This window comes from Stenotrophomonas sp. GW821-FHT01H02A, from assembly GCF_059422145.1.
Genome location: NZ_JBWKWI010000014.1, coordinates 1 through 12,698, shown reverse-complemented (window position 1 = coordinate 12,698; position 12,698 = coordinate 1). Strand labels below are relative to the sequence as shown.

Below are 12,698 nucleotides of genomic sequence, written 5' to 3'. Positions count from 1 at the left end.
GCAGTGCACGGCGGTGCCATGCGTGCGGCGGCGGGTGGGCGCACGCGTATGATGTCCCGCCCTTCTGGACTGGATGCCATGCGCGCTTTGCAAACCGTTGTCGTACTTGCTGCCGCGATCGGCGCGGCGTTGCCTGCCACCGCTGCGACGATCTCGTTGAACGAGCGTCTCGAAGCCGCCTCGCTCGTCGAAGTGAACCAGGTCCCGCCGAGCGGTCCGTCATTGCTGGGCCGCGTGCAGCAGTTCCGCAACGGCGACAGCCTGATCCGCCTCGGCGAGGGCGAGGGCGCGCCGGTGGTGCTGAGGTTGTGCAACGGCAAGGCGCATTTCAATCTCGAGGCGGACTGGCCGGGTGCACCGGTGGCGAAGACGCAGGAACAGAAACAAATGCGCGCCTACGGCATGTACATGGCGGTGATGGGTGGCATGGCGATGGTGCAGGCGGCCGCAGGCAATGCACTCGAGCTGCCCGCTGCGGGCCAGACCGCCACCGTGCAGCATGAAACGCCGTGGGCTTACGGCAAGGAGCAGTACGCGGTGGCGGTGACCAGTGCGGCCAGTGGCGAACTGCGGGTCAAGGCCACCAAGACCGGAAACACCTCGAAGCCGCCGTCCGGGCCGGATGGCGTTGTCAGCACCGACGACGACAAGGCCGCCCGGCTGGCCGAACTGGAGCCGGTCGGCACCTGGCGTGAGCTGGTGATCTCCCCGGTACCGATGGCGGAGACGCTGCCGGACGGGATGTCGTTGAAGGGCTGGATGTCGGCCAGTGGCGACGGCGGCGCGACCGTGGGTGCGGCGCGGAACGCAGCGGGCGACTGCGCGCGCTGAACGGCATGTCGCAACGTCAGTGATACCCATTCTCATTTGCGTTACACTGGCGCGATAGCACTGTCTCTCGCGTCGGGTTGTCATGATCGTTTCTTCGTCCCTGATCTCTTCCATTTCGCCGTGGCTGCGCACGCTGGGCGTGGCGACCGCCATCGGCATGGCCGCGTTGTCGCCGGCCGTGGCGCAGCAGCGCAATCCGGAGCAGAAAGTCGGTGAGACGGTCCTGGATCAGCCGGCGCAGAGCTATCGCTTTGAACACTTCGTGCTGGACAGCCCCGACAAGGCCCGCCGCTGGCGGGTCAACATCGGCGTGCCGACCAAGGCCGCCGCCACCCCAGCCCCGGTGCTGTACATGCTCGATGGCAATGCCGCGGCGATGGTGCTCGACCAGGCCATGCTCGCCGATCTGGCCGCGCATGCCGCGCCGGTGCTGGTGTTCATCGGGTACGACAACGACCTGCGCGTGGATTCGCCGGCGCGCACCCGGGATTACACCGCGTGGATCGATACCGCCGACGATGAGAACGGCGCAGCGCAGTCCAGCGGTGGCGGTGCCTATGCCTTCCTGGAACTGATCGAGCGCCGGATCAAGCCGGAAGTGCAGCGCCGCGCCAGCATCGACCTGCAGCAGCAGTCGCTGTGGGGCCACTCGCTGGGCGGCCTGTTCGTGGTCAGCACGCTGTATACCCGCCCGGCCGCCTTCCAGCATTACGTGTCGGCCAGCCCGTCGCTGTGGTGGAGCCAGGGTGCGCCGCTGGGTGACATGGAGCGCCAGTTCATCGCCAACAACCAGAGCCAGCCGGCCCAGCTGACGGTGATGCTGGGCGGTGATGAGCGCACCGGCAACCGCGGCGTGCGCGACATGAGCAACCCGCGCGTGGTCGCGCATCTGCGCCGTATCGGTGGTGCCACCCCGGATGCCGCGCAGCAGCTCGCCGTGCGCCTGGCCAAGGTGCCGGGCCTGACCGTGCAGTACCGCGAATTCCCCGGCCTTGGCCATGGGCCGATGCTGCCGGCCTCGCTCAAGGCGACCCTGAGCCAGCTGTATGGCATCGCCGACCGCAGCGGCACGCCCGCGCCGGCCCCCTGATTTTCGTTACCCAGGCAGTTCCGTGGCCCTGTGCCACCGCCGCAACGGACCGCGGCCACGCCAAGGCAAGCACTGTGACAACGCGCCAACCGGCGCGCCCCCAACAGAAGGAGTCTACTGATGTACACCCTGAAATCCCTCCCGCGCGTCGCCACCCTGGCCCTCGCGCTGTCGCTGGCCAGCCCGACGCTGTTCGCCCAGCCGGTGTTCGATGCCCCGGCCAACGGCTTCCGTGGTGAAGTGATCAGCCGCGGCCAGAACGTGGTCCCGGGCAGCGACGCCGAGGTGATCGGCCGCCAGTTCGTGCCCGGCCAGCAGGTCACCCTGCTGCGCGGCGAGACGGTGCTCAATGCCACGCCGTACGTGGTCGATGCCGATGGCAACTTCAAGGGCAACATCGCGATTCCGGCCGATGCGGTGCCGGGCCAGCAGCCGGTGATCGTGCGCGCCAGCCAGCCGTCCGCGGCGGCGGTGCTGTCGCTGCGCGTCTCGCCGAACCTGCCGCTGAGCGGCCAGCAGAACTTCAGCCAGACCTCCGCCAAACTGGTGCAGGGCCTGTATCAGTCGGCCTACGGCGCGGCCAGCAACGCGGTGTTCGTCACCGCGGCGGTCGGTCGTCCGCCGGTGACCCAGTCGCAGCTGCTCAAGCTGGATCCGAAGACGCTGAAGGTCACCGCGAAGATCACCCCGGCGCAGGTGCCCGGCAGCAAGGACGGCGCCGTGTTCGCGGTGTACGGCGTCGGCACCGACGATGCCAACGGCAACGTGTGGGTCACCAACACCCGCCAGGACACCGTGGCGGTCTACCGCCAGAAGGACCTGTCGCTGGTGCGCCAGTTCGATGTCGGCACCGTGCCGCATGCGCGCGACGTCGTGGTCGATGGGCGCAGTGGCAAGGTGTTCGCCTCGGCGACCGGCGAAGACCATCTGTCGGTGTTCGATGCGCGCACGCTGCAGCCGCTGGCGCCGATCACGCTGGAATCCGGCGTGGACGACAAGAAGTTCACCCCGATGAGCCTGGTGCTGGATGAGGCTGCCGGCAAGCTGTTCACGGTCAGCATCGCCACCCCCGAAGCGGCCGTGATCGACACCGCCACCGGCAAGGTCGAGAAGGTCATCGATCTGGGCAACGCGATCAGCGCCTCCGGCGTTGCCTACGATGCCGCCGCGGGCCGCCTGTACGTGGCCGCGCAGGGCACCGACAACCTGCTGATCGTCGATGTCGCCAGCGGCAAGGTGCTGCACGACGTGCCGGTCGGCGCGGGGGCGCTGAACGTGGCCTTCGAGCCGGTCTCCAAGCTGGCCTACGTGACCAATCGCGGCGCCGGCACGGTGACCGTGGTCGATGGCACCGGCAAGGTGGTCGGCAACCTGGAGGGCGGCACCTTCCCCAACCACGTGCGCGAAGATGGCAAGGGCAACGTGTTCGCCGTCAACAAGTCGCGTGATGCCCAGGATCCGAAGGGCGACCGCATCACCCGCATCAGCACCCGCACGAACTGAGTTCAGCGCACTGCGTTGCTTTGGCGGCGGGGCGAACAGCCCCGCCGTTCTGATTGAAGAGGAACTGCCATGAAGTCGAATGATGTCCGCCGCAGCCTGCTGGCGCTGTCCCTGGTCGCGGTGATCGCCGGTTGCTCGAAAGAGCCTGCCGCACCGGCCGCCGACACCGTCGCGGCAGCTGCCGCGCAGAGCGCCGAAACACTGCCGGAGGGCTGGCAGCGCGTGGTCGGCGTGGACGTGCCGGATATCGAGGGCGCCACCCAGCAGCTGCCGGCGCAGGTCACCTCCGATGACGGCGTGGCCACCACGGTGACCGATACCTCGAAGATCATCGCCGGTGGGGATGACATCATCGCCGTGCTCGAAGCCCTCGGCCTGGACGATCAGGTGTATGCCGCGCCGCTGCGTTCGGCCACCGCATCCGGGCGCAAGGCCCCCAAACAATTCCTGTTCAACCGCACCACCGGCGTGGAAGGCGTGCTGAGCCTGCAGGGCACGCTGTTCCTGGGCAACAGCCTGCGCCGTCACTCCGATCTGGCCGCCAAGCTGCGCGGCGCGGGCGAGGCAGCGGTGATCGTTGACGATCTGCAGCCGGCCGCCGACAAGGTGCGCAAGGTCGCCGCCGCGGTCGGCATGGCCGAGCAGGGCGAAGCGCTGGCCACGCAGGTGCAGTCGCAGCTGGATGCGGCCAAGGCCAGCGGGGCCGCGCTGGCCTGGCATCCGCGCGTGATCCATGTCTCCGCGACCGGTGCCGGTGGCGCGCCGACGGTGGCCGGTTCGGACAGCGCCTCGGGCAAGCTGATCACGCTGGCCGGTGGCATCAACATCGGCGACGAAGCCGGGGTGGCCAACTATTCCGCGTTGAGCAACGAAGGCGTGGTGGCTGCTGCGCCGGACGTCATCCTGGTGACCGAGAACGATCTGGCCCTGTTCGGTGGCCAGGCCGGCCTGTGGCGCGCCTATCCGACCCTGCGGCAGACGCCGGCGGGTGCGGCCAACCGCGTGTGGGTGATGCCGGACGTGGAGCTCAAGTCGGCCAGCGTCGCCTCGGGCAGTGGTGCGGTGGCGTTGGCCGCGGCATTCGCGACGGTTCCGCGCCCGTGAGGGCGTGAGGCATGGCGGTGTCGAGTCCTGCGCGTCGCCGTGGCGCGACCGTGTTGATCTGGGCCGCGGTGGGCTTGCTGATCGCGGTGATCGCATCCTTCGCGGTGGGCCCGTTGCGGCTGCCGCCGATGGAGGTGCTGCAGGCGATCGGGGTGAAGCTGGGGTTGGCCGATCCGGCCAGCGTCAGCACCCGTGACCTGGCCGTAGTCTGGCAGCTGCGGATTCCGCGCGCCCTGCTGGGCGCCATGGTCGGCGCCGCACTGGCGATGGCCGGTGCGAGCCTGCAGGGCCTGTTCGGCAATCCGCTGGCAGACCCCGGCATCGTCGGTGTGACCCAGGGTGCCGCGCTGGGTGCGGTCTCGGCGATCGTGCTGGGCGCGGGTGCCTTCGGTGCATGGACGTTGCCGCTGGCCGCCTTCGCCGGTGCCGGCGGTGCGATCACCCTGACCTACCTGCTGGCACGGCCGGGGCAGGGCAGTGGCACCGCGACCCTGTTGCTGGTCGGCATCGCGATCGCCGCGTTCTGCTCGGCGGTGATCGGCTTCCTGACCTACATCGCCAGCGAAAGCGAACTGCAGTCGCTGGTGTTCTGGCAGATGGGCTCGCTGGCCCAGGCCGACTGGACGGATGTGATGGCGGTGGCGCCGGTGTTCGTGCTCGGCACGATCGCACTGCTGCGGCTGGCCACGCCGCTGGACATGCTCGCGCTCGGTGAGCGCCAGGCCCAGCACCTGGGCCTGGATGTGAAGCGCACCCGGCTCAAGCTGATCGCCTTCAGCGCATTGCTGGTCGGTGCCGCGGTCGCGTTCGCCGGCTCGATCGGTTTCGTCGGCCTGGTCGTGCCACACGTGGTGCGCCTGCTGGTGGGCCCCGGGCATCGCTGGTTGCTGCCGGTCTCGGCCGTCGCCGGCGCGCTGCTGATCGTGGTTGCCGATACCGCCGCGCGCACGCTGGACCCGCCCTCGGAGATTCCGCTGGGCCTGTTCTCGGCCGCGCTGGGCGCACCGTTCTTCCTGTGGCTGGTGATGCGTCAGCGGCACCGGAGCGGCGCATGAGCGCGCTGCTGCAGCTGCGGTCGGTGCGGCTCAGCCGAGGTGCGCGGCGCATCCTGGATGACATCACCCTGGACTTCGTGCCCGGCTCGGTGACGGCGCTGGTCGGGCCCAACGGTGCGGGCAAATCGACGCTGCTGGCGGTGGCCGCCGGCGATCTGGTCGCGGAACAGGGTGAGGTCGTGCTGCACGGGCAACCGTTGGCCGCCTGGAAAGCCAAGGCGCTGGCCCGCGAGCGCGCGGTGATGCCGCAGGAGCACGCGGTGCGGTTTGCCTTCCGCGTGCACGAGGTGGTGGCCATGGGCCGCCTGCCGCATCCGCCGGACCCGATGAAGGACGCGGCCTGCATCGCCGATGCGCTGGCGCGCGCGGACCTGCACGCCTTGATCGAACGGGAAGTGGAGCATCTGTCCGGTGGCGAAGCGGCGCGGACGACGTTCGCGCGCGTGCTGACCCAGGACACCCCGTTGTTGCTGCTGGACGAACCCACTGCCGCGCTGGATCTGCGCCATCAGGAGCGCACACTGCGTGCGGTCCGTGAACTCGCCGATGCCGGTGCCTGCGTGATCGTGGTGCTGCATGACCTGAATCTGGCCGCGGCCTATGCCGACCGCATCGTGCTGCTGGAGCAGGGCCGGGTGGCCGCGGACGGTACGCCGACCGAGGTGCTGACCCGTGCGCATATCGAACGGGTCTACCAGCAACCGGTGCTGGTGCTGCGGCACCCGCAGCGCGATGTGCCGCTGGTGGTGGTGACGGATCCCTAGCGCCGGGAGTTACCAGCCGAAGCGCGCGGTCGCCATCACGGTGCGGCCGCTGCCGTAATAGCAGGACGACACGCCGGTGCAGGTCGACACGAAGCGCTTGTCGGCCAGGTTGCTGGCGTTCAAGGCCAGCTGCACGCGGGTATTGCCGAACTGGCCCAGGTCGTAACGGATCGCGGCATCGAACAGCGTGTACGACGGAATCAGATACAGGTTGGCGCTGTCGCCGTAACTCTTGCCGTTGTAGCGTGCACCGGCCGCCAGGCTCAGGCCCTGCAGGGCACCGCCCTGGAAGGTGTAGTCCGCCCAGAACGAGGCGCTGTAGTCGGGCACCATGACCAGCTCCTTGCCCTGGTACTGATCACTGCGGGTCATCTCCGAGTCCATCCAGGTCGCCGCACCGATCAGGCTGAAGCCCTGCATCGGAGTGACACGGCCTTCCAGTTCGACACCACGGATGCGGCCTTCGCCGTCCTGGATCGAGCACAGCGCATTGCCGCTGTTGCCGCAGGTCCTGTGGCTCGGATCCGGATCCTGGGTCACCAGATTCTCCTGGCGCAGGTCGTACACGGCCAGCGTGATCAGGCCGTCGATGCTGGTCGGCTGGTATTTGACGCCGGCCTCCCACTGCTTGCCGTACACCGGATCGAACGCGCGCCGCTCGAAGCTCTGCAGTGCACTCGCGGTGGAGGGCTGGAAGGATTCGGCGTAGCTGACATACGGGGTGAACCCGCTGTCGAACACGTACAGCAGCCCGGCATTGCCGGAGAACGCCTCGCTCTTGATCACGCTGCGCGGCTGCAGCACCGTTGCGCCGGTGACCAGGTTGCGGGTGGTGCTGGAGGAGTCATCCTTGGTCCAGTCGTAGCGGCCGCCGAGGGTCAGGCGCCACTGGCCCAGCGCCAGCTGGTCCTGCAGGTACACGCCGCGCTGCCGGTTGATGCCTTCGGTGGGGCTCAGCGAGGTCACCCGCGGCGTGTAACCGCTGTAGACCGGGTTGAAGATGTCGATCGGGGCGGGGTTGTTCATCGCGCCGCGCACGCCTTCCCAGTCCGCCTTCTGCCAATCCCAGCCCAGCAGCAGGGTGTGGTCCACCGCACCGGTGGCGAAGCGTGCCTGCAGGCGCGTATCCAGCGTATCGCCATCGGAATCGCCGGTGCCGTAGGTGGCGCGACGCTTCTGGGTGCGGCCGTCGGGATTGAGCGCGCCATCGGTGACCACGCCGCGGTACAGCGAATCGACATGGGTGCGGCGTGCGCTCTGGCTCAGCGTCAGGTGGTCGTTGAACTGGTGTTCGAACAGCCAGCCCGCCGTCCACATCGTGCGATCGAAGGTGTTCCAGCCCGGCTCGCCGATGAAGGTGGTGTTCTTCATGTGGCCATAGGGCGTGGCGTTGAGCGTGCCGGCCATCGGCAGGAACTGGTAGGTCGAACCGCCGTCGTCCTTCTGGTACAGGCCGAGCAGGGTGATGCGGGTGCGCTCGGCGATCTGCCAGGTGTAACTGGGCGCCAGGAACCAGTGCTGCTGCGCGGTGTGCTTGATCTGGGTGTCGCCGTCGCGGTACAGGCCGACCAGACGGAACAGATGCGCGTCGTCGGCCGTGCCGGCGCCGACGTCGAACGCCGCGTTGTACTGGCCGTTGGCATCCACGCCCACGCGCAGCTGCTGCTCCTGGTGCGGTGTCGGCGTCTTGCTGACCTGGTTGACCATGCCGCCCGGCGCGACCTGGCCGTACATCACCGCGGAAGGCCCTTTGAGCACTTCCACGCGCTCCAGGTTCCAGCTGTCGAACATGCTGCGGTTCCACTGCGTGCCCTGCGGCGCGCGCATGCCATCCAGGGTCACGTTGTTGGCCCAGCTGCCGGCGTCGAAGCCGCGGATGCGGAAATCATCGACGCGGTTGTCGATGCCCGAGCTTTCCAGGCTGACACCGGCGACGTAGCGCATCGCATCATTGAGCGACTGCACGCCGCGCGCATCCAGTTCCGCGCGCTCGATCACTGACACCGACTGCGTGGTCTCGGCCAGCGCGGTGTTGGTCTTGGTGGCACCGCTGACGCTGTTGGCGGCGCGGTAGGCATTGACGCGCACGGCATCCAGATCGGTGGCGGTCTGCGCGTGGGCGGCGGGAACGATCGCGGCGGCGAGGCAGGCCAGGGCCAGCAGGTTGGGGCGCAACCGGCGCGGGGTCAGGGGCAGGGAGCAGGGCATGGGCAACAACTCGGGAACGCGGAGGAAGGGAGCGGCGCGGCGCGGGTGCCTCCCGACGGGAATTGGCCCGCTGTGCGGGCGTCGCCGGTGGCGACGCAGACGGCCCCATTTTAAGGATTCTTCGCACATGCGCAATTGCGACACATTCGCATCCATGGCGGGTGGCGCGCTCCAGCGTGCCAGACATGCGCCAACTCCGTCGGATCGATGCTCACTGTTCCACAGATGGTTTCAATAAGGGCTTGTGACCGGCCGTGGGAGGGCTACAATGCCGGCTACACCCCAGGTGACCCCCTCATGACTTCGATGCCGCTTCTGACGTTTTTTACCCTGACCCGCGATTACGCGGCACGGGCGCGTCTGCCAATCGGAGTGCGAGGCAGCTGACCGGAACACCGGTCACCCTGGACCCCAAGCAGAGCGCCCACCGGGCGCTCTTTTCGTTTCCACGCTGCAGAAATCGATGAAGGAGAACGTGCCATGCACCAGATCGCCGAGCCCCAAACCTGGCCGCACGCCCGTTAGCCAACGGCGGCGTGCGGCTCCCCGATGTTGGCAGCGAGACCCATTCCATGAACACCTCTACCCAGAACCAGACCCTGTCCCTCCGGCGCAACCTCGGCATCATTGCCCACATCGACGCCGGCAAGACCACGCTCACCGAGCGGCTGCTGTGGAAAACCGGCGAGATCCACCGCGTCGGTGAAGTCCACGACGGCGCCGCGACTACCGATTTCTCGGCGATCGAGCGCGAGCGCGGCATCACCATCGGCGCGGCCGCGGTGCAGGCGCATTGGGCGCCCCGCGATGAGCCGATCCATCACCTGACCCTGATCGACACCCCGGGCCATATCGATTTCGCGATCGAAGTGGAATGCTCCCTGCGCGTGCTGGATGGCGCGGTGGCGGTGTTCTCCGCCGTCGATGGCGTGCAGCCGCAGTCCGAATCGGTCTGGCGCCAGGCGCGCCGCCATGGGGTGCCGTTGATCGCCTTCGTCAACAAGATGGACCGCACCGGCGCGTCGTTCGAACGCGTGCTCACCCAGCTGCGCGAGAAACTGCGGGCCACCCCGTGGGCGCTCGGCGTGCCGGTCGGTGCCGAGAGCCAGTTCAGCGGCTGGGTGGACCTGGTCGATCGCAGCACCGTGCATTGGGATGACAAGGGCAATGCGTTGCGTCATGCGTGGACGCCGGAGGAGTCGGCGCAGTGGCTCCCGCAGCGTGAGGCGCTGATCGAAGCCGTGGCCGATGCCGACGACGCGCTGGCGCAGGCCTGGCTGGAAGGCACGGCGATCGATAACGCACAGCTGCGTGCGGCGATCCGGCGTGGCGCCCTGGCCGGCGCCGGTGTTCCGGTGCTGGCCGGCTCGGCGTTCAAGAGCAAGGGCGTGGAGACGCTGCTGGATGCGGTGGTCGACTATCTGCCTTCGCCACTGGACCGCCCGGCCGTGGTCGCCACCGAAAACGGCAATGAGGTGCTGCTGCCGCCCGACCCCGACGGCCCGCTCGCGGCACTGCTGTTCAAGATCACGCACCAGAACCACGGTGCGCTGAGCTTCGTGCGGGTGTACTCGGGCACGCTGAAGATCGGTGATGCACTGGCCAGCTCGCAGCACGCACAGGGCCGGCGGGTCAGCCGGCTGGTGCGGGTGCAGGCGGACCAGACCCACGACATCAAGCAGGCCGTGGCCGGTGACATCGTGGCGGTGCTGGGCTGGAAGGATGCGGTCAGCGGTGAAACGCTGAGTGCGCTTTCACGCCCGCTGCTGCTGGATGCGATCCAGGCACAGCACGCGGTGCTGGCGTGGCGGTTGACCGCGGAGAAGGCTTCCGACCTGATCCGCATCAGCCGGGGGCTCGCCAGCCTGGCGCAGGAGGATCCGTCGTTCCGTGTCGAGACCGATGCGGACAGTGGTGAGACCCTGATCTGGGGCATGGGCGAGCTGCATCTGGACGTGATGGTGGAGCGCCTGCGCACGGAGTGGGGCGTCAACGTCCGCACCGGCGAGCCACGGGTGGCCTACCAGGAAACCCCGAAGCGCGCGGTGCAGCGGGTGGAAGGCAAGGTGGCCAAGCAGACCGGCGGCCAGGGCCAGTTCGCCCAGGTGCTGATCGATGTGGCGCCGCGCGAGGATGGCGAGGTGCGCTTCGTCGACAGGACGGTGGGCGGTGCGATTCCGCGCGGGTTCGTCAATGCGGTGGAGAAGGGCGTGCGTGCCGCACTGGGCGAGGGCCCGCTGGGGCATCCGGTGGTCGGCGTCGAGGTGACGCTGGTCGATGGCCAGACCCACGTCAAGGACTCCTCCGACATGGCCTTCCATCGCGCCGGCAGTGAGGCGGTGAAAGCGGCGCTGGCGCAGGCGGGCACGCAGCTGCTGGAGCCGGTGATGGAGATCGCCATCCACGCGCCGTCGGGCAACGTCGGCGATGTGGTCGGCGACCTCAACCGGCGCAGCGGGCGCGTGGCCTCGATCGAAGACCAGGACGGTCAGGCCGAGGTGCTGGGGTACGCCCCGCTGGCGCGGCTGGGTGGCTACACCACCTCGCTGCGCTCGCTCACCCAGGGCCGCGCGTCCAGCAACATGCGCTTGAACGGGTATGAGGCGGCGCAGACCGCCTGAGCGTTGATGTGGAAAGGACGGGGGAGCCGGGCAACCGGCTCCCCTTTTCATGCCAGCGGTGGGAGTCCGCACAGCGTGGCGCATCGCCCGCCGCTAGAATGTCCGCCGCACTGGCGTGCGCCACCCAGTGGGTGCAGCGACCCGAATTCTTCCTGGAGTACCGCAATGAGCAACACGCATTTCTATCCGATCGGCACGCCCGGCCAGCCCTGGGGCGACGCCGAGCGCGCCCAGTGGCGGGCCAGCCAGCAGCGCCAGCGCAGCTACCAGGACGATGTGGTGGCCGCGCTTGAGCGCCTGGGCGAGCGGTTCGATGTGGTGCAGTACGGCCAGCTTGACTATGCGCCGGTCCATTACCCCCTGTTCGCCGTGGTCAGCCACGACTGGAATCCGGCCCTGCCGACCGCACTGGTGACCGGTGGCGTGCATGGCTACGAAACCAGTGGCGTGCATGGCGCCCTGGAATTCCTCGATCAACACGCCGAAGCCTATGCCGGCCGGATCAACCTGATCGTCGCGCCCTGCGTCAGCCCGTGGGGCTATGAGCGCATCCAGCGCTGGAATCCGGAGGCGATCGACCCGAACCGCAGCTTCCGGGGCGAAGGCCTGATCGAAGAAGCCGCTGCGCTGATGCGCTGGATCGCGGCGCGCGGCGACACCTTGCTGGTGCACATGGACCTGCATGAAACCACCGACAGCGATCTGCATGAGTTCGATCCGGCGCGCTGCGCCCGCGATGGCATCGCCCTGGTGCCGGACATCATCCCGGACGGGTTCTATGTGATCGGCAACAGCGAGGATCCGCAGCCGGCCTTCCAGCAGGCGCTGATCGCGGCGGTGGAGAAGGTCACGCACATCGCCCCGGCCGATGCCAATGGCGAGCTGATCGGCATGCCGCTGCAGTCACCCGGTGTGGTCTGGGGTGAGTCACGCTCGATCGGCGCATGTGCGGGCTTCACCGACGCGCGGTATGCGACCACCACCGAGGTGTATCCGGACAGCCCGCGCACCTCGCCGGAGGCGTGCAATGCGGCCCAGATCGCGGCGGTGTGTGCCGGGTTGGATTTCGCGTTGGCGCATCCGGGCTGTGAACCATCAGTTCAGCTGTAAGTGCTGGTCTCTTCCCGACAAGATCTGGAACAAGAGTGCCCCTGTTGAGGGTCGACCATACAGCTGACGTTTGGTGATGCCGAGGGCCTTGGCAGGCGCAAGCAGATCCGGTCCTCAATTCGGGGCGGATGAAATTTCCGGGCTGGTGAATCACGTAAAATGCACTGTTGGCAATGTGGGGGGGGGTAACGGTCACTCATGAACTTCTGCACGGCAAGGAAGAATGCGTGCTGGGCGGCAGCGGCTACACTGGTGCGGACAAGCGTGCGGAACTGGAGGGCTGCAAGGCGACTTTTTCATTGCCCAGAAGCGCTCGAAGGTGCGGGCGATAAAGAACAAGCACCATCGCCTCCAATACGAGCGCGGTGAGAGCTGCAAAGCCAGCATGCGCCCCTGCCGGTGGCAATGCATG

General features: G+C 68.1%; 9 protein-coding genes and 1 pseudogene. 9 read left to right on the top strand and 1 reads right to left on the bottom strand.

Going from position 1 to position 12,698, the window contains the following annotated elements; genetic code table 11:
* Nucleotides 1-78 precede the first annotated feature (78 nt).
* The 6 genes from AC07WC_RS16860 to AC07WC_RS16835 all read left to right on the top strand — a co-directional run bounded on the left by AC07WC_RS16860 (nucleotide 79) and on the right by AC07WC_RS16835 (nucleotide 6,347).
* Entirely contained in the window at nucleotides 79-831 is a 753-nt protein-coding gene (locus tag AC07WC_RS16860; RefSeq protein ID WP_495211027.1) for a hypothetical protein, read from the top strand.
* 82 nt (nucleotides 832-913) lie between these two features.
* A complete protein-coding gene (locus AC07WC_RS16855; RefSeq protein ID WP_495211026.1) occupies nucleotides 914-1,921 on the top strand; it encodes an alpha/beta hydrolase in 1,008 nt (335 codons plus the stop codon).
* A gap of 120 nt (nucleotides 1,922-2,041) precedes the next feature.
* Nucleotides 2,042-3,424 carry a YncE family protein gene (locus tag AC07WC_RS16850; protein WP_495211025.1) on the top strand — a complete coding sequence of 461 codons (1,383 nt, stop codon included), beginning with the start codon at nucleotides 2,042-2,044 and terminating at the stop codon, nucleotides 3,422-3,424.
* A gap of 69 nt (nucleotides 3,425-3,493) precedes the next feature.
* Nucleotides 3,494-4,528, top strand: coding sequence for a heme/hemin ABC transporter substrate-binding protein (locus AC07WC_RS16845; RefSeq protein WP_495211024.1), 1,035 nt, complete (start codon nucleotides 3,494-3,496; stop codon nucleotides 4,526-4,528).
* Between the two features lie 11 nt (nucleotides 4,529-4,539).
* Complete coding sequence (locus tag AC07WC_RS16840) at nucleotides 4,540-5,583, top strand: FecCD family ABC transporter permease (protein WP_495211023.1); 1,044 nt, start codon at nucleotides 4,540-4,542, stop codon at nucleotides 5,581-5,583.
* Complete coding sequence (locus AC07WC_RS16835) at nucleotides 5,580-6,347, top strand: heme ABC transporter ATP-binding protein (protein ID WP_495211022.1); 768 nt, start codon at nucleotides 5,580-5,582, stop codon at nucleotides 6,345-6,347. The genes AC07WC_RS16840 and AC07WC_RS16835 overlap by 4 nt, the downstream gene beginning before the upstream one ends.
* A 9-nt stretch (nucleotides 6,348-6,356) precedes the next feature.
* On the opposite strand, the gene AC07WC_RS16830 is transcribed toward AC07WC_RS16835, so the two are convergent.
* A complete protein-coding gene (locus AC07WC_RS16830; protein ID WP_495211021.1) occupies nucleotides 6,357-8,555 on the bottom strand; it encodes a TonB-dependent siderophore receptor in 2,199 nt (732 codons plus the stop codon).
* A gap of 572 nt (nucleotides 8,556-9,127) precedes the next feature.
* Here AC07WC_RS16830 and fusA point away from each other — a divergent pair.
* The 3 genes and pseudogenes from fusA to AC07WC_RS16815 all read left to right on the top strand — a co-directional run.
* Complete coding sequence (fusA, locus tag AC07WC_RS16825) at nucleotides 9,128-11,176, top strand: elongation factor G (protein ID WP_495211020.1); 2,049 nt, start codon at nucleotides 9,128-9,130, stop codon at nucleotides 11,174-11,176.
* 165 nt (nucleotides 11,177-11,341) lie between these two features.
* Entirely contained in the window at nucleotides 11,342-12,286 is a 945-nt protein-coding gene (locus tag AC07WC_RS16820) for a M14 family metallopeptidase (protein ID WP_495211019.1), read from the top strand.
* Between the two features lie 121 nt (nucleotides 12,287-12,407).
* Nucleotides 12,408-12,698, top strand: a pseudogene (locus AC07WC_RS16815) (IS5/IS1182 family transposase); the annotation flags it as partial.

Bases quoted from the DNA above. Each gene is read 5' to 3' on its own strand.
- AC07WC_RS16820 (WP_495211019.1), top strand. From the start codon at position 11,342: ATGAGCAACACGCATTTCTATCCGATCGGCACGCCCGGCCAGCCCTGG.
- fusA (WP_495211020.1), top strand. From the start codon at position 9,128: ATGAACACCTCTACCCAGAACCAGACCCTGTCCCTCCGGCGCAACCTC.
- AC07WC_RS16840 (WP_495211023.1), top strand. From the start codon at position 4,540: ATGGCGGTGTCGAGTCCTGCGCGTCGCCGTGGCGCGACCGTGTTGATC.
- AC07WC_RS16855 (WP_495211026.1), top strand. From the start codon at position 914: ATGATCGTTTCTTCGTCCCTGATCTCTTCCATTTCGCCGTGGCTGCGC.
- AC07WC_RS16830 (WP_495211021.1), bottom strand. From the start codon at position 8,555: ATGCCCTGCTCCCTGCCCCTGACCCCGCGCCGGTTGCGCCCCAACCTG.
- AC07WC_RS16845 (WP_495211024.1), top strand. From the start codon at position 3,494: ATGAAGTCGAATGATGTCCGCCGCAGCCTGCTGGCGCTGTCCCTGGTC.
- AC07WC_RS16860 (WP_495211027.1), top strand. From the start codon at position 79: ATGCGCGCTTTGCAAACCGTTGTCGTACTTGCTGCCGCGATCGGCGCG.
- AC07WC_RS16835 (WP_495211022.1), top strand. From the start codon at position 5,580: ATGAGCGCGCTGCTGCAGCTGCGGTCGGTGCGGCTCAGCCGAGGTGCG.
- AC07WC_RS16850 (WP_495211025.1), top strand. From the start codon at position 2,042: ATGTACACCCTGAAATCCCTCCCGCGCGTCGCCACCCTGGCCCTCGCG.